This window comes from Stenotrophomonas sp. 14P6.2.3 (genome assembly GCF_057799055.1).
This window is the reverse complement of sequence record NZ_JBYOLA010000027.1, coordinates 1-21,561: the sequence shown is the minus strand read 5'-3', so window position 1 is coordinate 21,561 and position 21,561 is coordinate 1. Positions and strand designations below refer to the sequence as shown.

The 21,561-nt window shown below is 64.6% G+C and carries 17 protein-coding genes; 3 read left to right on the top strand and 14 right to left on the bottom strand.

Going from position 1 to position 21,561, the window contains the following annotated elements:
- Positions 1 to 19: 19 nt before the first annotated feature.
- The 12 genes from AC27VL_RS16995 to AC27VL_RS16940 all read right to left on the bottom strand — a co-directional run bounded on the left by AC27VL_RS16995 (position 20) and on the right by AC27VL_RS16940 (position 15,222).
- Positions 20 to 922 (bottom strand): GDP-mannose 4,6-dehydratase, encoded by a 903-nt coding sequence (locus tag AC27VL_RS16995; protein ID WP_191078375.1) that lies wholly within the window; start codon positions 920 to 922, stop codon positions 20 to 22.
- On the bottom strand, positions 906 to 1,943 hold the full coding sequence (gene gmd, locus AC27VL_RS16990; protein ID WP_488767511.1) for a GDP-mannose 4,6-dehydratase: 1,038 nt from the start codon (positions 1,941 to 1,943) through the stop codon (positions 906 to 908). The genes AC27VL_RS16995 and gmd overlap by 17 nt, the downstream gene beginning before the upstream one ends.
- Positions 1,940 to 5,620: a glycosyltransferase gene (locus AC27VL_RS16985; protein ID WP_488767509.1), complete on the bottom strand. Its 3,681-nt coding sequence runs from the start codon at positions 5,618 to 5,620 to the stop codon at positions 1,940 to 1,942. The genes gmd and AC27VL_RS16985 overlap by 4 nt, the downstream gene beginning before the upstream one ends.
- Positions 5,617 to 7,038, bottom strand: a complete 1,422-nt coding sequence (locus AC27VL_RS16980; RefSeq protein ID WP_488767507.1) for an FkbM family methyltransferase — start codon at positions 7,036 to 7,038, stop codon at positions 5,617 to 5,619. Before AC27VL_RS16980 ends, AC27VL_RS16985 begins: the two co-directional genes overlap by 4 nt.
- A 9-nt stretch (positions 7,039 to 7,047) precedes the next feature.
- Complete coding sequence (locus AC27VL_RS16975) at positions 7,048 to 8,310, bottom strand: ABC transporter ATP-binding protein (RefSeq protein WP_100554667.1); 1,263 nt, start codon at positions 8,308 to 8,310, stop codon at positions 7,048 to 7,050.
- On the bottom strand, positions 8,307 to 9,101 hold the full coding sequence (locus AC27VL_RS16970; RefSeq protein WP_100554666.1) for an ABC transporter permease: 795 nt from the start codon (positions 9,099 to 9,101) through the stop codon (positions 8,307 to 8,309). Before AC27VL_RS16970 ends, AC27VL_RS16975 begins: the two co-directional genes overlap by 4 nt.
- Before the next feature lie 37 nt (positions 9,102 to 9,138).
- On the bottom strand, positions 9,139 to 10,398 hold the full coding sequence (locus tag AC27VL_RS16965; RefSeq protein ID WP_165781038.1) for a glycosyltransferase family 4 protein: 1,260 nt from the start codon (positions 10,396 to 10,398) through the stop codon (positions 9,139 to 9,141).
- Positions 10,399 to 10,445: 47 nt separating this feature from the next.
- Positions 10,446 to 11,618, bottom strand: a complete 1,173-nt coding sequence (locus tag AC27VL_RS16960) for a cystathionine gamma-synthase (RefSeq protein ID WP_488767505.1) — start codon at positions 11,616 to 11,618, stop codon at positions 10,446 to 10,448.
- A 123-nt stretch (positions 11,619 to 11,741) separates the two neighbouring features.
- Complete coding sequence (locus tag AC27VL_RS16955) at positions 11,742 to 13,112, bottom strand: pyridoxal-phosphate dependent enzyme (RefSeq protein ID WP_488767503.1); 1,371 nt, start codon at positions 13,110 to 13,112, stop codon at positions 11,742 to 11,744.
- 303 nt (positions 13,113 to 13,415) lie between these two features.
- Positions 13,416 to 13,652 (bottom strand): HP1242/YdcH family protein, encoded by a 237-nt coding sequence (locus AC27VL_RS16950; protein ID WP_093818802.1) that lies wholly within the window; start codon positions 13,650 to 13,652, stop codon positions 13,416 to 13,418.
- A 323-nt stretch (positions 13,653 to 13,975) separates the two neighbouring features.
- A complete protein-coding gene (locus AC27VL_RS16945) occupies positions 13,976 to 14,860 on the bottom strand; it encodes an OmpA family protein (RefSeq protein WP_100462813.1) in 885 nt (294 codons plus the stop codon).
- Complete coding sequence (locus AC27VL_RS16940) at positions 14,857 to 15,222, bottom strand: DUF4398 domain-containing protein (protein WP_089238584.1); 366 nt, start codon at positions 15,220 to 15,222, stop codon at positions 14,857 to 14,859. Before AC27VL_RS16940 ends, AC27VL_RS16945 begins: the two co-directional genes overlap by 4 nt.
- Positions 15,223 to 15,343: 121 nt before the next feature.
- On the opposite strand from AC27VL_RS16940, the gene AC27VL_RS16935 reads away from it, so the two are divergent.
- The 3 genes from AC27VL_RS16935 (at position 15,344) to AC27VL_RS16925 (ending at position 19,340) form a co-directional block, all read left to right on the top strand.
- Positions 15,344 to 16,471 carry a PilT/PilU family type 4a pilus ATPase gene (locus tag AC27VL_RS16935; protein WP_100554661.1) on the top strand — a complete coding sequence of 376 codons (1,128 nt, stop codon included), beginning with the start codon at positions 15,344 to 15,346 and terminating at the stop codon, positions 16,469 to 16,471.
- A gap of 132 nt (positions 16,472 to 16,603) precedes the next feature.
- On the top strand, positions 16,604 to 17,887 hold the full coding sequence (locus tag AC27VL_RS16930; RefSeq protein WP_191078368.1) for a putative DNA modification/repair radical SAM protein: 1,284 nt from the start codon (positions 16,604 to 16,606) through the stop codon (positions 17,885 to 17,887).
- A gap of 1 nt (position 17,888) precedes the next feature.
- The gene (locus AC27VL_RS16925; RefSeq protein ID WP_488767500.1) at positions 17,889 to 19,340 is read left to right on the top strand and encodes a UdgX family uracil-DNA binding protein; all 1,452 of its coding nucleotides are present in this window, start codon (positions 17,889 to 17,891) and stop codon (positions 19,338 to 19,340) included.
- 33 nt (positions 19,341 to 19,373) lie between these two features.
- Here the strand turns inward: AC27VL_RS16925 and maiA are convergent, their stop codons facing one another.
- A complete protein-coding gene (maiA, locus tag AC27VL_RS16920; protein WP_488767498.1) occupies positions 19,374 to 20,042 on the bottom strand; it encodes a maleylacetoacetate isomerase in 669 nt (222 codons plus the stop codon).
- 14 nt (positions 20,043 to 20,056) lie between these two features.
- Positions 20,057 to 21,046 carry a fumarylacetoacetate hydrolase family protein gene (locus AC27VL_RS16915; RefSeq protein WP_191078366.1) on the bottom strand — a complete coding sequence of 330 codons (990 nt, stop codon included), beginning with the start codon at positions 21,044 to 21,046 and terminating at the stop codon, positions 20,057 to 20,059.
- Positions 21,047 to 21,561: the final 515 nt, after the last annotated feature.

Below are 21,561 nucleotides of genomic sequence, written 5' to 3'. Positions count from 1 at the left end.
CAAGTGGATCAGGCCTCTGTCAGGCCGTTGTACCGGCCTGGTAAATCCAACGAAGCGTCTCGCTCAAATCAAATTCCGGCAGTGGACCCACCGCGGCAAGCAGCTTGCCATTGTCGCCGCGCAACGACTTGACCTCGTTGGCGCGTACGAATGCGGGATTGACCTTCACTTCGATATCGCGACCGGAGATCCCGCGCATGCGTTCAATGACCTCCTGCAATGAATGCTCCTGGCCGGAACACACGTTGTATGTCTGGCCACTGCCGTCCATCGCCAGCAGTCCTTCATAGGCAGCAGCAACACCGCGCACGTCGTTGAAATCGCGTGAAACGTCGGTGTTGCCCAGTTCGATCACATCGGCGCCGCGGCGGAAATGCGCCACGATCTTCGGGATCAGGAACTTCTCGTCCTGGCCCACGCCGGTGTAGTTGAACGGACGCACCAGGGTCAGCGGCAGACGATCGGCCCACAGGGCAGCCATGGCCTCCATCGCCATCTTGCTGACCGCGTAATCGTTCTGCGGCGACAAGGGGGCCTGCTCATCCAGTACGCCGGAAGCATTGCCGTAGACATTGGCACTGCTGGCCAGCAGCACATTGGCCGGCATCTGCTCCAGCGAGGCCAGTGCCTCCAGCAGGTTGCGCGTGCCCACCACGTTGACCCGGTAGATCTCGTCAGCGTCGCCATGGGCGACGAATGAGATTGCGGCCAGGTGCACCACCCGCTGCGGCCGTACTTCGGCGATGCGCTGCTTGATGGCAGCGCGGTCGAGCAGGTTGACCGGCGCCCCGGCATCGCCGGGACTCAGATCGTGCACTTCGCAGCCGGCAACCCGCAGGCGCTCGATCACGTAGCGACCGGTGAACCCGGACGCCCCGGTGACCAGCACGCGCTGGCCCGACAACTCAGAACGAGAAGCCACGCTCGTTCCTCTTCAGGTCGGCCTCGACCATCATCTGGCACAGCTGCTCCAACGAGGTCTGCGGCTTCCAGCCGAGGATACGCTCAGCCTTCTCCGGATTGCCGATCAGCAAGTCGACTTCGGCTGGGCGATGGAACTTTGGATTGATACGCATCACGGTCTTGCCGCTGGCGGTATCGATGGCGACTTCATCGACGTCGTGGCCCTTGAACTCGACATTGATGCCAGCACCCTTGAACGCCATGCTGACGAAATCACGCACGGTTTCGGTGCGGTTGGTGGCGAGCACGAAGGTATCCGGCTGATCGACCTGCAGCATGCGCCACATGCCTTCCACATACTCCTTGGCAAAGCCCCAATCGCGCTTGGCGTCGAGGTTGCCCAGTTCCAGCACATCCAGCTGGCCCAGCTTGATCTTGGCCACCGAGTCGGTGATCTTGCGGGTCACGAACTCACGGCCGCGCAGCGGGCTTTCGTGGTTGAACAGGATTCCGCTGGAACCGAAGATATCGTAGCTCTCACGGTAGTTCACGGTGATCCAGTGCGCGTAGAGCTTGGCCACGCCGTACGGGCTGCGCGGATAGAACGGGGTGTCCTCCACCTGCGGCACGGCCTGCACCTTGCCGAACATCTCCGAGGTCGACGCCTGGTAAAAGCGAATCTTCGGGTTGACCAGGCGGATCGCTTCCAGCAGGTTCAACGCGCCCACACCGGTGATCTGCGCGGTGGTGCTCGGCTGGTCGAAGCTGACGCCGACAAAGCTCTGCGCAGCGAGGTTGTAGATCTCATCCGGCTGGATCTTCTGCACCATCGCCAACGAAGCGCCCAGATCGGTCAGGTCGTACTCGACCAGGTGCAGGTTCGGGTGGTTGGTCACGCCCAGCTCATCCAGACGCCAGAAGTTGACCGAACTGGTGCGACGGTAGGTGCCGTGCACTTCGTAGCCCTTCTCCAGCAGAAGTTGGGTGAGATATGCGCCGTCCTGACCGGTGATGCCCGTGATGATCGCTTTCTTCGTCATTGCTTCTCTTCCAGATGATTGAACATGTTCGGAACCGGGCCCTGCCGGCGCTTGCGCACGAGTTGGCGCGCCATGGAATCCAAGCGGCGGGCCAGCGCAGGATACCGATGTTCGGCCCGCCATTGTGCGGCGCGGTGCTGTACCTCGGCCACGGCCGGCGTATCTTCACGGCTGGCACGGAGCAGCTGCGTGAGGCCGGCCGCCAGGTCGGCGGGTGAAGTGCCTGGCAGCCGATGCACGACATCGCCGACGTTGTCGAAGATGGCCAGCGGCGTTACCGCCACCAGGCGGCCCGATGCAAGCCCGTAGCGGACGGCCGCACTGGATGATTCGCCCGTGCCCTGGTAGGGGAACACCACTACATCGGCCTGGACCAGCTCCTGCATGCTTTCCTGGTCGCGCAGGAATCGCGTGACCATGCGCACTCGCGATTGCAGTCCATGCTGAACCACGCGGGCCGCAGCCTGCTCGATCTGGTCACGCGAGACGCTGACCGGATACTCGGCATTGATCATGGCCAGTTCGACATCCACGCCCTGCCCTGCCATCAGCGCGACGGCGTCGATCAGCTCCAGCAAGCCCTTGTGCGGCAGGAAGAAGCCATAGGACACCACGCGCAGGCGCGCTCCGACTGGCCGGGCCGGTGTTTCGGCCGGTTCCAGGATGCCGTGCGGGAACATTGCCGTATTGTGCTCGACGCCGATGTCCTTGAGCCGGTTGAGGTCATGGATCGAATGGACCAGCACCCGGTCGCAGCGCGCCAGCACGGGCGCCAGATCACGCAGGCGCTTGCGCGGATTTTCCGCAGCGTCGACCGTGGCATGCATCATCAGGATGATCACGCGTCCTGCCGCCTGCTGACGATCCAGGAACGCCGCAAACGCCGGGAAATCGAAGAAGCCGTATTGGAACTGGATGATCAGCGTGTCCAGCTTCAAACGCTCGACCTGCTGCTCCAGGCGCTCCAGCATGTCACCTTCACCCTGGCGCCAGCAGCGCACCACTTCCGGACCATCCTTGAAGGTGCGGTCCTCGGCCTCGGCCGCCAGGATCGCGGCGGGAGTACCGCCACTTTCCACCAGGTAGCTGGCGTAGCTGGCAACGCCGCAGCGGGTGTTCCAGCTGGTGACCCAACCGATCCGTGCCTCGGGCAGCGTCGGCTGGGCAGCGAAGGTACGTACATCGTGTTCCAGGCGCTCAGCGGCATCGGACCACTTGAAGCGGGACAGCAGCAACCGGCGCGCGGCGTCGACCTTTGCCTGGATTCGTGCCGGATCGGCGCTGCGTACCTCGCGCATTGCAGCGGCCAGCGCATCGACATCAGGCTCGGCCCAGACAGAATTGCGCAGGTTGAAGTGCGTCGCCGCCTGCACAAACCGATAGTCCACCATCCAGGCGGTATCGTCATTGCAGAAGTCCCGCTGTCCGCCCCAGTTGGTGGTGATCACAGGCAGCCCGCCCAGCATCGCCTCGGCCAACGGCAGGCCGAAGCCTTCGGCCCTGCTCGGCGCAAGCAGTGCATCGCAGGCGGCGTACAGGTGCTTGAGCTGGGCGTCGCTGACATCGTCCTCGATGATGTGCACATCGGGATAGCGCGGATTGCCGCGGCGCGCATCCGCCAGCCAGCGGTGCACCTCATTGTGCGGGTTGGCGAAGGTCTTGATGACCAGGCAGACGTCATCATCGGCGCTGAACGCCTTGCCATAGGCCACCAGCATCGCATCCACGCCCTTGCGCGGGAAGCATGAGGAAACGTGCAGGAAGCGGAAACCGTTGCCGGGAACCGGATAGGTCATATCCGCCACGACCTGTTCCCAATGGTCCACGCCGTTCCAGCAGACGCCCAGCGGTACCGACACACCGTTGTCGATCATGATTTTCTCGACATGGTGTGAAACGCAGGAAATGCCCTGCAGGCTGTCGTTGAACTCCTCCACCCAGTCCTGCGGGAAGCCACTCTCCTCCCACGGGTAGGCATGCAACAGGTTCATGCGTGCACGCGCGTCGGCCACCCTCGGCGGATACAGCAACCGGCTGGTGACATCCACCTTGTCCTCGGCCATGGCGACCACGGCTTCATGCAGCGCAGCCACACGGGGATTGCGCGCGAGGAAGTCCGCCGACGGCTCGAAATCGCCCGGGCCTTCGGTGGAATGCAGGCCAACGCGGTGCCCACGCTCGACCAGTGCTTCGGCCAGGCAGCGGTTGACCAGGGCAAGGCTGTAGCTGCTGTCGAAAGGCCCCTCCACGCGCCAGGCCAGAGAGGCAGGCAGCTCACCGCCCCGGGCAAGCGCTTCGTTGGTTGCCATGGCCGAAGAGATGAACGCCGCCGCCTGCTGCAGTTCGAACGGCTCGGGCTCACAGCCAAGGTCCAGCCCACCCACCGACTGCACCAGGGTGCGATAGCTGGCGTCTAGCGCGGGGCGCGAGGTGATCCAACGGCGATCACGCGAAGATCGTTGCGAGGCGACGGCTTCCATCGCCTGCAACGCCGCTTTGGCCGAGTTGTCCCATGAAAACGATGCCGCCTGGCGTGGTGCATGAGCACGCAGCTCGTCAGCGAACGAGGTATCTTCCAGCACCCGCTGCATGGAGCGGGCAATGGACGCAGGTTCCTTCGGATCGAACAGCGCGTCCTCGCGCCCGATGACCTCCGGCACACTGGTCGTGCCCGAACCGATGGTCGGCGCGCCACAGGCCATGGCCTCCAATGCCGGCAGACCAAACCCTTCGTGCAGCGACGGGAATACGAACGCCGCCGTCGCGCTGTACAGCGCGATCAGTTCCTCATCGGTGATGTAACCGGTGAACACCACCTGGTTGGCCACCCCCAGCTGCCCAGCCAGGGCATCGAAGTTGCGACGGTCGTGCTCGGATACCTTGCCAGCGATGACCAGCTGGGTCGATGCACGCACAGCCGGGTCCATCAACGCGAAGGCGCGCAGCAGGCCATCGGCATTCTTGCGCGGCTCCATCGCGCCGCTGTACATCACGTAGCGTCCACGCAGGTTGAAGCGCTCGTGCAGCATCGCCCGCTCGCGGTCACCGATGGCCATCGGCACGAAGTGCGGGGAGATGGCCGAGGAGATGTTGACCACGCGCGCCGGATCGATGTCCAGCGCCTGCAGGGCTTCCTGGCGGGCATGCTGGGAGATCGACAACAGCAGGTCCGCGCGCTTGAGCGACTCGACTTTGTCCATGTACCAGGAGCGCACCCAATCCGACGCCAGGTAGACCTCGGGGTTGAGCAGCGGAATCAGATCGTAGAGGGTTACCGCCGTGGCAGCCTGCACACCCGGCAGCTTTCCGATCGAGCCCACGGCGCCACCCTGCGAGCCTTCGAAAAGACTCGAGACATGCACAAAATCAGGCTGCAACCCATCCAGGAAAGCTTCCCACATCAACTCGGAACTACTGCGGCGCCACGCATTGCCCGCATTCGGCCAGCCGACGCGACTGAAGGTCTCGAACTGGCGGATGCGTTCTTGTGGCACCAGGCCATCAAGGGCCTGCCGGATTTCGCCGATACCATCGGGGAAGGTACCGTTGACCGCCACCCATATTTCGTGGTCGCCAGCGTTGCGGGCCATGGCTTCGGCCAGTGAGGTCGAATAGCGGCCGATGCCACGGAAGCGGCTCTCGGTCTGTGCACCCTGCAGGTCGATCAGAACTCTCATCGGACGGCCCTTTCATTCCTTGAACGCTTCAGGTCTTCCAGCACCCGCCAGGCGCGGCGGTCCAGGTGAACGACCGTGACATCGTGCTCATTGCCTTCCATCGCTGCCAGGTGCCCGCGTTCAATCTCGAACAACTGCTCGTGGATGGCGATCTTCTGCAGGCGGTTGTAGAGGAAGGGAACACGCGCCACCAGCGGCTTGGCCACTCGCCGCAACCAGGGCGCTGCCATGGCGAACTTCAGCGCGCGCACCGTCAACGGGCGCAGCGCGCGCTTCATGCGGCCCAGAACGCTCGCGGACAGCCGGCGACGCACAGCACGGAATGGCCGGGTCAGCTGCCAGGAACGGCTGCTCTCGATCGTATTCAACTGCGCAAGAAGCTGTTCGTGCGCGAGCCACCAGCGATGGGCTTCCTGCTTGCCTTTCGCAACCTGTGCGATCAGCTCATGCAATTCGCCCAGGGCCTTCTTGTCCAGCAGCGTTCGTTCACGCTCATGTTCGGCCACCAGCGTCTGCTGCGCCACCGCCATTGCATGGACCGCACCGTCATACTGGCTGCGCAGCTTGTCCAATGCCCTGGAATGCTGGTCTGCGGCTTCGGCAAGCTGTATCCGTTCGTTCTCCAGCTCCTCGTCCAGTGCACGGATGCGGGCATCCAGCTCCTGTTCGCGCTGGCCGGAAACCATCTGCAGGTCGTGGTATGCAAGGTTGAGCTGCGAACAGAACTGCGAGCTGGAGCTGAGACTGAATTCATCGAATACGTTCGGACCGCTTTCGAATGCTGCATCCAGCTCGGGATGCTGTGGGCTTGCATAGAAACGGTTCAGCCCATCGAAATACACGAAGCGATAGCCCTTGCCCAGCAGAATGGGTTCCCACTGCTGGTGGGATTGTTCGGAGCTCAATGGCCGGGTGCTTTCCACCACGACCAGCCAGGGCAGGCGGTCATCATGCTGCCAGCCGCGCAGCACCAGTTCCTCGGCACCCTCCACATCGACCTTCAACCAGTGGATTTCGCTTGCGACCACCTGCTCCAGCACGGCATCGAGCGTGAGTGCCGGCACGCGCACGTCGGACACGCTGAACCCTGCATCACGGTGCTCGGCGGCGATGAGCGGATCGGTGGTGCTCAGGCCAGTATCGGCGATGTTGAAGAACTGCAGGATGCCCGGCTGGTCGCTGACTGCGACCTGCAGGACCACTTCCTCCGGCCGACGTTCGCGCAGAAGGTTGGCGTACTGAGGAGTGGGTTCGACATGCACGCCGCGCCACCCATGTTCGTAGAACATGCGGCTGACCGAATCAGTATCCGGACTCTGTGCGCCGACGTCGACATAACAGCCGTTGGGCACGTGCGACAGCGCGCGCCACAGCATCACGTCTTCAAAGTTCTGCGCGTATGAAATCAGCTTTGACATGATTGTCCGTCAGTCCGCCTGCGCGCCATTGGCCAGAGCGTGGCCGCGCTCGACACTGAAGTGTGCGTCAAGCCAGTTTGATCCGATGAAGGTGGTCTTGTCGGCATTCATCACCTCGAACACCAGCAGGTTGTCCACCCACTCGAAGTTGTCGACCATGTGGGTCTCGGTACTGACCAGTGCCGGCGAAACCGAATAGGATCCTGGACCCAGCGTGCAGGTGAAGTCGAGGTGGTAGACCAACCTTTCACCTACGCGCACGTCGCGCTGGACCTGACCGGTGTGCCAGGTGTTGCTGCCCCAGATGATCTGTCCCTGCTTGTCGCGCATCATGAAACCCAGCACCAGGCTCGGCAGGTCTGAACCGACCTCGGCTTGCAGCTGCAGGCGCAGCTTCTGGCCTACCGTTGCCAGCTTGACCTCCTTGCCGGTCTCGCGATCGAGCAGCTCAAGCGACGCCACGCGTGCCTGGCCAGTCCCGCTGCGGGTGGTCACCCAGCCTGATTTGCTGCGGCGCTGCTCCACCGAAAGCATCTCGTTTTCCTTCTTGGCGATCAGCGCGTTGTAGAAGTCGATGACTTCGTCCGGCTCACCGTCCTTCAGCACCCGGCCCTTGTCCAGCAGGATGGCACGGTCGCACAGTGCCTTGACGTCACTGAGGCTGTGCGACACCAGCATGATCGACGTGCCCTGCTGGCGGAAACGGCGCATGCGGTCGAAGCTCTTGTGCTGGAAGTAGCTGTCACCAACGGACAAGGCTTCATCGACGATCAGCAGGTCAGGCGTAAACGCGGTGGCGACAGCGAACGCCACGCGCACCTGCATGCCACTGGAATAGGTGCGCACCGGCTGGTCGAAGTACTCGCCCACCTCGGCGAACGCTTCGATCTCCGGCATCGCCGTTTGAATCTGCTCCTGCGAGTATCCCATCAGCCCGGCGGAGTGGAATGCGTTCTGGCGCCCGGTGAGATCCGGGTTGAAACCCATGCCCAGCTCGAGGATGGCAGCAACCCGCCCGGTGCGGGTCACCACGCCCTCGGTGGGCTGGGCGGTGCCGGTGATCAGCTTGAGCAGGGTGCTCTTGCCAGCGCCATTCTGTCCGATCACGCCGACGGCCTCACCGGGCGCGATGGTGAAAGACACGTTGCGCAGCACCCAGTTCTCTTCCTTGGGCCGGGTCGGCACGCCGAACCAGCTGGCCGCGCGGAGCCATTCGCTCCTCCAGACGCGATACGCCTTGCCAACGTTGTCGACCTTCAGTTCACCACTCATAGCGCATCCACCATTTCCGGGCTGGCACGACGGAACATCACCAGCGAGGCCAGAGCCAGTACCAGCGTGGCAACCATCAGCCACATCAGATCGCCCCAGACCGGCGGCTTGTCGAAGACCAGAACGTTCTGGTAGCTGGTCACCAGTGGCAGCAAGGGGTTGAGTCGGAAGATCGTCTGCACGCGCTCGGGCAGGATGGTGATGTGGTAGACGATCGGGGTCAGCCAGAACAACGCCTGCAGGACCACAGGTACAACCTGGCCGATATCGCGCATGAACACATTGAGCACGCCCAGCAGCAGACCCAGCGACATCGAGAAGCCCAGCGTCAGCAGCATCAGCGCCGGCAGCCACAGCACTTCGGCGGTGGGCATGTGGCCCATCACCGCAAACACGGCAAAAATGGCGACCAGCAGCAACAGGTTGTTCACCAGCATCGTTCCACCGGCGATGAAAGGCAGGCAGATACGCGGGAACGACATCTTCTTCATCAAGTTTCCGCTGTCGACGAACAGGTTCACCGACTTGCCGATGGTCTCGGAAAACAACGTCCAGCACAGCGTGCCGGACATCAGGTAAAGCGCATACCCGTACTTGTCATTGATGCCCGGCAGCTTGGCGGACAACACCTCGGACAGGATCGTGGCAAAGATCAGCACCTGCATCAGCGGGTGGATGATCATCCACAACGCACCCAACCGACTGCGGATGAAGCGCAGCCTGAGCTCGTTCTTGATCGAGGAGAAAATGAAGTAACGGTAGTACCACAGGGCTTTCAGCATACCCAACATGTCGAATCCTCGTGCCCGGCGGAAGTGGTTCTTGCGTTCATCGTTCTTGTCGTTCTAAAGACTGCAATCGTGCCTGCATCGCCGTCGAGGCAGCCTGCAAGCTCATGGTTTCCAGAATGTCGCGGCGCGCCTGCGCACCGATCCGCTGCGCCAGGCCGGGCTCACGCACGAGCCGGACCATCCACGCCGCCGCCGCAGGCACGTCAGCCTCGGCCCACATGCCACCGTCGACGAAGGGGTACTCCCCCGCCCCGATCGGCGTTTTGCGGAAAGGCACCAGGCAGCTGTTGCCATCGTTCATGAAGTCGAGATTTCCCGACCATGCCGTGGCGATCACCGGCTTGCCCCGGGCCATGCTTTCGGCCAGGCCCAGGCCCAATCCTTCGGCGCGATGCAGCGAAACATAGGCATCGGCCGTTTCCTGCAATGCATGCAACTGGTCATCGTCAAGCACCTGGTCGCGCACCAGTATGCGTCGATCACCGGCGGCCTGCTTGAGGAGTTCACGCAGCAGCTGCGGGTAACGGAACCCATTGCTGCACTTCATCATCAACTGCACGTTGTCCGGCGCACCGTCGAATGCCGCGCGGAACGCAGCCAGCACGGCCCAAGGGTTCTTGCGATGGATCGACGAATTGAAGTCGAAGCTGCACAGGAACACGAATGCATCGCTGTCCAGGCCGAAGCTCGATCGTGGCAGAGCGGCGCCCGGTTGCGGCACGATCGGATGCGGAATGCGGATGACCGGCTTGTCGGTCGCGCGCTTGAATGCTTCCTCGACGAAACTGGTGGACACCCAGACTTCGTCGACCTGTTGCAATGTGTGCATCCATGCGCTGGGCACGATATCCAGTTCCCAGAACCAGAATCCGATGGTGTAGGCATCCTGCGGCAGGCGTGGAGCGATTTCTGAAAACCGATCCGGGTTCACGAAGGCCAGGGTATACGGATACGGGGCACCACGGCCCAGCTGGTCGGACAGACTCTGGTCATTGCAGGCATGCGCGATGTCGATTCCGGCATCGTTGACGGCGACCGGATACCCCTCATCCAGCAACGCACGGGCATACATCCGCGCGGTCTGTCCCAGGCCGAACTGACCATGGATGTAACCGTAGAGATTGACACCCGGGCCCAAGGCCGGATCCGTCGGAGGAAATACCAGCGCATCCCCGGCCGCGTCCCGCCCGTTGCCCACAGGCAACGCCGTAAAGCGCGCCTGTTCCAGCCCGCGCGCCAACCACCAGCGGCGCAGTCCCCCCACGCGAGCGCGCAGGGCGCGGACCAGCCGGCTCAATGGCCGAACTTTCCCGTCGCTCCCGCCGTTGGCTGCCATTACGCGACTCAACCCAGCGCCCGTTCCAGATCCACCTGCAGATCCCCCAGGTCCTCGACACCCACGCTCAACCGCACCAGCGCATCGCTGATGCCCAGCTGCTCGCGACGTGCCACCGGGATCGAGGCATGGGTCATCACCGCCGGGTGGTTCACCAGGCTTTCCACGCCGCCCAGCGACTCGGCCAGGGTGAACAGCTCGGTCTTCTCGCAGAAGCGCTTGGCCGCTTCGAAACCGCCCTTCAGCACGATCGAGACGATGCCGCCGTAGCCGTTCATCTGCTTGCCCGCCAGCGCATGCTGCGGGTGCGAGGCCAGGCCCGGGTAGATCACCTTCTCCACCGCCGGGTGCTTTTCCAGCCACTGTGCCAGCGCCATCGCGTTGGCGCAGTGCGCCTTCATGCGCAGCGGCAGGGTCTTCAGGCCGCGCAGCGCCAGGAAGCTGTCGAACGGACCCTGCACGCCACCCACCGAGTTCTGCAGGAAGGCCATCTGCTCGGCCAGTTCGGCGTCGTCACCGACCACGACCATGCCACCGACCATGTCCGAGTGGCCATTGAGGTACTTGGTGGCCGAGTGCAGCACCAGGTCCGCGCCCAGCTCCAGCGGACGCTGCAGCATCGGCGAGGCGAAGGTGTTGTCGACCACCACGATCAGGCCATGGCGCTTGGCAATGGCGGCGACCGCGGCGATATCGACGATCTTCAGCATCGGGTTGGTGGGGGTCTCGATCCACACCATCTTCGTCTTCGACGTGATCGACGCTTCGAACGCCGCCAGATCAGTCAGGTCGACAAAGCTGAAGTCCAGCCCGGCGGTGCGACGGCGCACGCGCTCGAACAGGCGGAAGCTGCCGCCATAGATGTCGTCCATCGCCACCACGTGGCTGCCGGCATCCAGCAGTTCGATCACCGTCGAGCTGGCGGCCATGCCCGACGCAAAGGCGAAGCCGCGGGTGCCGCCTTCCAGCGAGGCCACACAACGCTCGTAGGCGAAGCGGGTCGGATTGTGCGTGCGCGAGTACTCGAAGCCCTGGTGCTTGCCCGGGCTGGACTGCGCATAGGTCGAGGTGGCGTAGATCGGCGGCATCACCGCGCCGGTGCTCGGGTCGGGCGACTGGCCGCCATGGATGGCCAGGGTGGCCAGCGCCAGCGCGCGGTCCGGGGAAGAAGCGTTGGACATGTCGTTTCCTGATTGGCGCCGATGACCGGCGCCGTCGAAGGAGCGGGAGTCTATCAGCGCGGCCTTAACGAGCTTTGACGCGGATAAACCGGGATTCAGCAGCGATCTGCGGCGATAAACGCCTTACTGAACGCGCCGACGCAGGTAATTCAGCAGATCGATGCGGGTGATCAGGCCGAGGAAGGCATCACCATCCATCACGATGGCCACCTGGCCACGGTCGAACACCGGCAGCAGCGCCTCGATGGGCGACTTCACATCCAGGCGGTCCAGCTTGCTGACCATGGCGGTGGCCACCGGGTCGCGGAAGCGTGCTTCATCGCCATAGACATGCAGCAGCACGTCGCTTTCGTCGACGATGCCGACCAGCTGGTCGCCATCCATCACCGGCAGCTGCGACACGTCGTACAGCTTCATGCGCTGGTAGGCGGTGGTCAGCAGGTCGTTCGGGCCGATCACCACGGTGTCGCGCTGGCCATACGGGCGCAGGATCAGGTCGCGCAGGTCGCCGTGCTGCGGGCGCTCAAGGAAGCCGTTGTCCAGCATCCAGTAGTCGTTGTACATCTTCGACAGGTACTTGTTGCCGGTATCGCAGACCAGCACCAGCACCTTCTTCGGCGTGGTCTGCGCCTTGCAGTACTTCAGCGCCGCCGCCAGCAGGGTGCCAGTGGAGGAACCGCCAAGGATGCCCTCCTTGGCCAGCAGCTCGCGCGCAGTGTGGAAGCTCTCGGCGTCGGTGATGGCATAGGCCTTGGTGACGCGGCTGAAATCGGAGATCGAAGGCAGGAAGTCCTCGCCGATGCCTTCCACCAGCCAGCTGCCCGACTTGTCGTTGAGCACGCCGTCGTTGATGTATTCGGCCAGGATCGAGCCGACCGGGTCGGCCAGCACCAGCTCGGTCTTCGGCGACAGCTTGGCGAAGGCGCGCGACAGGCCGGTCATGGTGCCGGAGCTGCCGCAGCCGAACACGATGGCATCCAGATCGCCGCCCATCTGCTCGAGGATCTCCGGGCCGGTGCCGAATTCGTGTGCGGCCGGGTTGTCCGGGTTGCCGAACTGGTTGATGAAGTACGCGCCCGGGGTCTGCTCGGCGATGGTCTTGGCCAGGTCCTGGTAGTACTCCGGGTGGCCCTTGGCCACGTCCGAGCGGGTCAGGCGCACTTCGGCACCCATCGCCTTCAGGTTGAAGATCTTCTCCCGGCTCATCTTGTCCGGGACCACCAGGATCAGCTTGTAGCCCTTCTGCTGGGCCACCAGTGCCAGGCCCAGGCCGGTGTTGCCGGCGGTGCCTTCGACCAGGGTGGCGCCGGGCTTCAGGTCGCCGCGCTTTTCTGCCGCCTCGATCATCGACAGGCCGATGCGATCCTTGATCGATCCGCCCGGGTTGGCGCTTTCGAGCTTCAGGTAGAGCTCGCAGACGCCGGCATCCAGGCGCTGGGCCTTGACGATCGGGGTCTGGCCGATGAGTTCGAGGACGGAAGAATGGATAGGCATTCGGGGGACTTCGGTTCGCGCCACGCAGGGCCGGACCGATGATTATCCGACGGATGGCGACGAAAGTCAGGCCGGTTCGATGCCAAGGCGACAGCCCGCCCAAAAAGGGATGCGGACGGCCCCGGATCGACGAGGAGACCGGTACCGCCCGCATCGGGGGACGTGCCTGCAGGGCCAAGGCACCACCGCGTGTGGTGCCTTGGCGCGACGCCTGCGTTCAGCGGCGCCGCGTTGCCAGGTCAGGAGTGCCTGGCGGGGCCATCGATGGCCGGGTCATGCGATTCCGGGCACGACCGGGGTGCGTCAATGCGTGGGGGACGACGCTGCGAGCGGTGTTTCGTACATTCGCAGAAGGCGTTGCTTGGCCAGCAGCTTCTCGCGCTTCATTCGACCCAGGGTGACATCATCGATCGGGAGTACACCCAACTCCGCATCCATGCACTTCTTGTTCAACTTGCGGTGCTGGTCATGGAGTGCCCGGAACTCCGGATCGCGCGCGCGACGGGCGTCGATCTCGCTCTGGGGCTGATCTTCAAACATGATGGACCTCCTTCGACAGATACACGAACGCCCCGGCCGCAAGGCACGGGGCGTTGTTCATGGAGGAGTGCCGATCGATGCCCACATGGGTGCCCACAACAACGTGCGGCACTGGCCTGCGCACGTCGATCTGCTGCGGTTCGCGCCCTGCTTGCATCGGCCCGGCCCTCCCATCGTCCGGTCCGCGTTATTGCGTCCCGGACAATTGACCCTACGCTTGCTCTGGACGGGGTTCAAGCCCCTGCGGCAAAAAGACCGAACCCCGCCGAGGCGGGGTTCAGGCTGAATACTCAACACAACGAAAAACAAACAATATCAAGCAATTACGGGGCGATGACGACCTCGGCCGAGCGGGCCCGGGTGGACGCCGCCTTCTTGCCGGCAACCTGGATGCGGCTGCTGGCGACGCCGGCCGAGACCAGCGCGTCACGCAGTGCCTCGGCGCGCTTCTGGCCTACGCCATTGGCACTGTCGTAGGCCTCGATGCGGATCCTGCCCTTCTTGCCGATGTTCACGTACTCGGCCAGGGCCTTGGCCTGGTTGCGGGCGCCGCCGGACAGGCTCGAGGCCCCGGCAGCGAATGCGTCACCGGCGAAGGTGAAGACCTCGCCACGGCCATCGAACTTCGAGCCCGGCAGCTTCTGCCCGGACACCAGCTCGGCTTCCTCACGGGCCAGCTTGGCCGCATTCTGCTGGGCGCTGCTGAGGCGCTGCTGCTGCTTGCCGGCCACGCTGGTCAAGGCGTTCTCGGCATCCTGGCGGGCCAGGGTCTCGGCCTCGGCCGCCTGGCGCAGGCGTTCGGCCTCTTCTGCCTGCATCTGCGCCTGCATCCGCAGCTGCTCGGCTTCCTGGCGGGCGCGGGCGGCATCGCGGCGGCTGGCCTCGATCAGCAGGTCGCTGCGGGTGCGTTCCAGACGATCGACCTCGCGCGCGGCCAGCGCAGCCCGTACGGCGGTCTCGGCGATCTCGACCCGTCGCTCGGCCAGGTAGGTGGCCAGTTCCTGGTCGCGGCGCTTGGCCTTCTCCAGGGTCGCGATGGCCTGCTGCGCCTGCATGCGCTCGAAGGCACCCAGCTCGGCGGTGTCCGGATTGGCCTGGATCGACAGCAGGCGCTGGCTGAGCTGGCCGACCATCGGGTTGTCCGCGGCGAGGGCCAGCGTCGGCAGGGCCAGCAGCGTGGCCAGGGTCAGGGCGGAGATGGTCTTCATCGGCGGTCCTCCCCGGTCGACAACTGGCGTTGCAGCTGATTGACCTCGTTGCGGCGCAGCTGCAACTGTGCGGTCGCCGTGGCTTCCTCGCTGCGGGCACGGGCCAGATCGGCGTCAACGGCTGCACGCAGGGCCATGGCCGGCGCGTTCTTGCGCTCGCGGCGGTCGCCCGCGGCACGCTGGGCCTGCTCCAGTCCCTGACGGGCCAGCCCGATCAGGTCCGGGGCGTACTGGTCGGCATCGGCCTGGGTGGCTTTGTCCACCGCCTGCCGGGCCTGCGCCAGTTCCAACGCGCCGTCCTGCGCCCAGGCGGGGGCAGAGAGTGCGAATGCAAACGCCATCACATACAGGCTGTGGCGCATTCGTGCGAAGCTAAGTCGTTTCATTGGGGAGGCCGTACCGGTTGTCGGTTCGCGGCCATTGTCGTCAAGCCGGTACCGTGCTTGCAACGGGCACCGGCAGTTTCGTTGGGGAAAATTCGCAATGGATATCGGCTACTTCCTGAAGCTGATGACCGAAAAGAACGCTTCGGACATGTTCTTGACCACCGGCGCGCCGGTGTACATCAAGATCGAGGGCAAGCTGTATCCGCTCGGCAATACCGGCCTGCCGCCGGGAATGGTGAAGAAGATCGCCTACTCGCTGATGGACGAGGGCCAGGTGCCCCAGTTCGAGCGCGAGCTGGAGCTCAACATGGCCATCGCCCTGGCCGATGCCGGGCGTTTCCGCGTCAACGTGTTCAAGCAGCGCGGTGAAGTGGGCATGGTCATCCGCGCCATCCGCAGCCGGATTCCGAGCATCGAAGAGCTCAACCTGCCGCAGGTGCTGAAGGACGTCATCATGACTCCGCGCGGGCTGGTGCTGGTGGTGGGGTCCACCGGCTCCGGCAAGTCCACCTCGCTGGCGTCGATGATCGATCACCGCAACAGCACCACCACCGGTCACATCCTCACCATCGAGGACCCGATCGAGTACCTGCACAAGCACAAGATGTCGATCGTGAACCAGCGCGAGGTCGGGCTCGATACCCACACCTTCCACGACGCGCTGAAGAATGCGATGCGTGAAGCACCCGACGTGATCCTGATCGGCGAGATCCTGGATGCGGAAACGATGGAGGCGGCGATCGCCTTCGCCGAAACCGGTCACCTGTGCCTGGCCACCCTGCATTCCAACAACGCCGACCAGACCATCGAGCGCATCCTCAACTTCTTCCCGGAAAGCGCGCACAAGAACGTGCTGATGAACCTGGCGCTGAACCTGCGTGCGGTGGTCAGCCAGCGTCTGGTGAAGAACAAGGAGGGGCGCCGCCTGCCGGCCACCGAAGTGCTGATCAACACGCCGATGATCCGCGACCTGCTGCGTCGCGGCCAGGTGCACGAGATCAAGGCAGCAATGGAGGCCTCGCTGGAAGAAGGCATGGAGAGCTTCGACCAGTGCCTGTTCCGTCTGGCCAAGAACGGCACCATCGATCAGGAAGAGGCACTGCGTGCGGCCGACTCCCGCGATGGCCTGGCGCTGAAGTTCCGCCTGTCCGAAGGCGGCAGCGGCGAGCATGATCCCTATGCGGACTTCTCGGCCGGCGCGCCGAGCATTACCCACGGGTTCTGACCGCACGCCCGCCGGGCATGGCCCGGCGCTACCACCACGCGTCTGGTAGCGCCGGGCCATGCCCGGCGTTGTTTGCTGAATTGTTCACCGGCTGTCTCATCCAATGAGACCTCTTGTCCGTAGGTTCCTTCAATGGAAACCATACGCAAGCTGGCCATCCTTGCCGACGCCGCAAAATACGACGCCTCCTGCGCCTCCAGCGGCGCGGGCAAGCGCGATTCGCGCGCCTCCGGCGGCATCGGCAGTACCGAAGGCATGGGTATCTGCCACAGCTACACGCCCGATGGCCGCTGCGTGTCGTTGCTGAAGATCCTGCTGACCAACTTCTGCGTGTACGACTGCGCCTATTGCGTGAACCGGGTATCCAGCAACGTGCAACGCGCGCGTTTCAGCGTGGACGAGGTGGTCACGCTCACCCTGGACTTCTACAAGCGCAACTACATCGAAGGCCTGTTTCTTTCCAGCGGCATCATCCGCAATGCGGACTACACGATGGAACGCATGGTGGAGGTGGCGCGTCGGCTGCGCGAGGAGCATCGGTACGCCGGCTACATCCATCTGAAGACTATTCCCGAGGCGTCGCCGGAGCTTCTGGCCGCTGCGGGTCGTTACGCCGATCGCCTGTCGATCAACGTTGAACTGCCCACCGAGGCGGGCCTGGCCACCCTCGCCCCGGAAAAGACCAGCACATCGATCCGCGGCGCGATGGGTGAGCTGCGCTGGCGTATCGAAGAGGCCAAGGAGGCCCGCAAGGCGCCGGCGGTGATCGCCCCGGTATCCACCCGCAGCGCACGCCCTCGCCCTCCCCGCTTCGCACCCGCCGGGCAGAGCACGCAGATGATCGTCGGCGCCGACGGTGCCAGTGACCAGCAGATCCTGACCAGCGCCGACAGCCTCTACGGCAACTACCGCATGCGCCGGGTGTACTACTCCGCCTTCAGCCCGATTCCCGATGCGAGCCGCCAGCTACCGCTGCAACCGCCCCCGCTGCAGCGCGAGCACCGGCTGTACCAGGCCGACTGGCTGCTGCGTTTCTACGGCTATGGCGTGGAGGAGATCACCGACACTACCCAGGGCGGCATGCTGGACCTGGACATCGATCCGAAGATGGCCTGGGCGATACGGCATCCGGAGCGCTTCCCGGTGGACCTGAACCTTGCACCGAAGGAGCTGCTGCTGCGGGTGCCCGGGCTGGGCGTGCGCAACGTCAAGCGCGTGCTGATGGCACGCCGCCACGGTCGCCTGCGCGTGGCCGACCTGGCCCGGCTGAAGGCACCGATGAGCAAGCTGCTGCCGTTCGTGCAGCTGGCCGACCACCATCCCCGCAACGCGCTCGATGATCCGACGGCGCTGCGCGCGAAGCTGGCCCCACCGCCGCGCCAGGGCTCGCTGTTCGATGCCGCGCCCGCTGTCTGAGATGCAACGCTGGTCTTTGCGGGTGGACCTGCCGTGGTCACTGGACGCCTGGCGCAACGCGGCGCGGGAGGCGTTGCTGCGCGGCGTGCGCCCTGAACAGCTGGACTGGCTGGTGGAGTCAGAATCGTCCCTGCTGGATGCGCCAGCGGTGCAGCAGGCGCCGTTGCCCGACGGTGCCACCGCACCGAACGTGCCGCGCGACTTCGTGGAACTGGCCGCGACCTGCCTGTGCCATCGCGATCCGCAGCGCCTGCCGTTGCTGTACCGCCTGCTGTGGCGCATCGCCCACGGCGAACGTACGGTGCTGTCCAATCCTGCCGATGCTGATGTGCTGCGTTTGATGGCGCTGGCGCAGGCGGTGCGCCGCGATACGCACAAGATGAAGGCCTTCGTGCGCTTCCGCGAGGTGCCCGGCGAGACCGACGCGTTCATCGCCTGGTTCGAGCCCGATCACAACATCGTCGACCGCGTTGCACCGTTCTTCGCCCGCCGTTTCGCCGGCATGCGCTGGGCGATCCTGACGCCCACGCGCAGCGTGCAGTGGGATGGCAGCGCGCTATGGTTCGGCGATGGCGGCACTCGCCAGGATGCCCCCGCCGAAGACGCACGCGAAACGCTGTGGCAGACCTATTACGCCAGCATCTTCAATCCGGCGCGGCTCAACACGCGGATGATGCAGCAGGAAATGCCCACCCGGTACTGGAAGCACCTTCCCGAAGCACAGCTGTTGCCAGGTCTTGTGCGCGATGCGGCCAACCGCGTGCAGGAGATGCACGATCGGCCGGCGCAGGCACCGCAACGACGTATTCCAGCGCGGCCGAACGGTGCCATCGATGCCGCTGCGGACGATGGCAGCCTGCAGGCACTGCGCCAGCAAGCGGCCGTCTGCCGGCAGTGTCCGTTGTGGGAGGCGTCCACCCAGACCGTGTTCGGCGAAGGTCGTGCCGATGCACACATCATGCTGGTGGGCGAACAGCCCGGCGATGTCGAGGACCTGAGTGGCCGCCCCTTCGCGGGCCCGGCCGGCAAGCTGCTGGACCGCGCGCTGCAGGAACTGGGCATCGAACGCAGCACGCTGTACCTGACCAACGCGGTGAAGCATTTCCACCACGAACGGCGCGGCAAGGTGCGCCTGCACAAGCGTCCTGAGAGCCGTCATGTGCATGCCTGCCGGCCGTGGCTGCAGGGCGAGGTCGCACGGGTGAAACCGCAGGTGATCGTCTGCCTGGGTGCCACCGCAGCAACCGCGTTGTTCGGCAGCGGCTTCAACCTGATGCGCGACCGTGGTCGCTGGCACGTGCTGGACGATGGCACCCGTGGTTACGCCACGGTGCATCCGGCCTGGGTGCTGCGGCAGAAGGATGAAGCGCGGCGCGAGGACGCCTACAGGCTGTTCCGCGATGACCTGCGGCAGCTGCTGGTGGCCGATTCCGCGCGCGCCGGAGACCGGTAGCGCCGGGCCATGCCCGGCGAGCACAGCGGCACGTCAGGCGGCGTCGATCTGGTTTTCCGGGCGTGCACCGGTGAATGCGTCCAGCTGCTGGCAGGCGGTCTCGATCCGGCGGAGGATCGGGTACGGCGCCAGATCCAGACCGAAGCGGTGCGCGTTGTACAGCTGCGGCAGCAGGCAGATGTCAGCCAGACCCGGGCGGTCACCGTGGCAGAACGTGCCGGTGTCCGCGCTGGCTGCCAGCATCGTCTCCATTGCCGCGAAGCCTTCGGCCATCCAGTGCAGCGTCCATTGCGTGCGTGCATCGGCCGGCAACTGCAGATCGCGCTCCAGGTACTGCATCACCCGCAGGTTATTGATCGGGTGGATGTCACAGGCCACCAGTTGCGCCAGCGCCCGCACCCGTGCACGGCCAGCGGCATCGGCCGGCAGCAGCGGCACCTGCGGGAAGCGCTCTTCCAGATACTCCAGGATCGCCAGCGACTGGGTCAGCACGTGACCGTCATGCAGCAGCGTCGGCACCAGCTGCTGCGGGTTGAGCCCGCGGTAGGCGTCCTGGTGCTGCTCACCGCCCTCGCGCACCAGGTGCACCGGTCGTGCTTCGAAGGCCAGGCCTTTCAATGCCAGGCCGATGCGCACGCGGTAGGCGGCGCTGGATCGCCAGTAGGTGTACAGCACGATGCCGTCGTCGACCGGAATCTCCATCGCCGCCTCCATGCTCAGGGCTTGGCCGCCTGTTCGATGCGCTGCTCGATCGCACCGAAGATGCTGTTGCCGGCGGCATCGAGCATTTCGATGCGGACCACGTCGCCGAAGGACATGAACGGCGTGCTCGGCTTGCCGTCGCGCAGGGTCTCCACCACGCGCTGCTCGGCGAAGCAGGAAGCGCCCTTGCTGGTGTCTTCGTTGGCGATGGTGCCCGAGCCGACGATGGTGCCGGCACTGAGCGGACGCGTCTTCGCCGCGTGCGCGACCAGCTGGGCGAAGTTGAACTGCATGTCGACACCGGCTTCCGGTGCGCCGAACCACTTATCGTTGATGTGGGTCAGCAGCGGCAGGTGCACCTTGCTGTCCTGCCAGGCAGCGCCCAGCTCATCGGGGGTGACGAACACCGGCGACAACGCCGAGCGCGGCTTGGACTGCAGGAAGCCGAAGCCCTTGGCCAGCTCGCCCGGAATCAGGTTGCGCAGCGAGACGTCGTTGACCAGACCGACCAGTTGGATGTGGCCGGCGGCCTGCTCCGGCGTGGCCGCCATCGGCACGTCGTCGGTGATGACCACGATTTCCGCTTCCAGATCGATGCCGTAGTCCTCGCTGACCACCTTGACCGCATCGCGCGGCCCGTAGAAACCGGCACTGGTGGCCTGGTACATCAGCGGATCGCTGTAGAAGCTCTCCGGCACCTCGGCGCCGCGGGCGCGACGGACGCGCTCGACGTGCGGCAGGTAGGCGCTGCCATCGACGAATTCATAGGCACGCGGCATCGGCGCGGCCAGGGCCTGCGGGTCCAGGTCGAACACGCCATCGGCGTCACCGGCATTGAGCGAGTCATACAGCGCGTTCAGGCGCGGAGCCAGATGGCTCCAGTCCTCCAGGGCCAACTGCAGGGTGGCGGCGATGCCGGTGGCGCGCACGCCGTGGCGCAGGTCACGCGAGACGACGATGAGGGTGCCGTCGCGGCCGCCTTCCTTCAAGGAACCAAGCTTCATGGTGGGTGTCCGGAGTCGTGGGCAAACAAGTTTCAAGTGTAATCAAATATCCGGTGCAGCCAAGCTGCAGCGCGGCATCGCCTCACCCTACCGTAGTGGGGGGTTTCAGGCAGGGCTGCGCCCTGCACCTGCAGAGGCCTTCCAAGCCACAGCCGGAGCAACGGCCACAGCCGGCTCTGGGTTTTCTGTGGGTTGGGCGGGGCGGTGTGGGCCTGCAGGACACGCCGTGAACCCATCCATGGGGGCTTGTCCGCGGCATCCATGCCGCGGACACCCCGCAATCCGACACCGCCCCGCCTTCGACAGTTTCCCGGTGGCCAGTAGATCCACGCCATGCGTGGATGAATCTCCATCGAAATCAAATATTTCGACAAGTGAACGTAGAACATCCACGCATGGCGTGGATCTACCGTGTCGACCAAGGTCGACACCCACCAAGCGCAGGCCATGCCATTCCGACAGATTGCGGAGATCTGTCGAAGGCGGGGTGGGTCCGGTTGCGGGGGTGTCCGCGG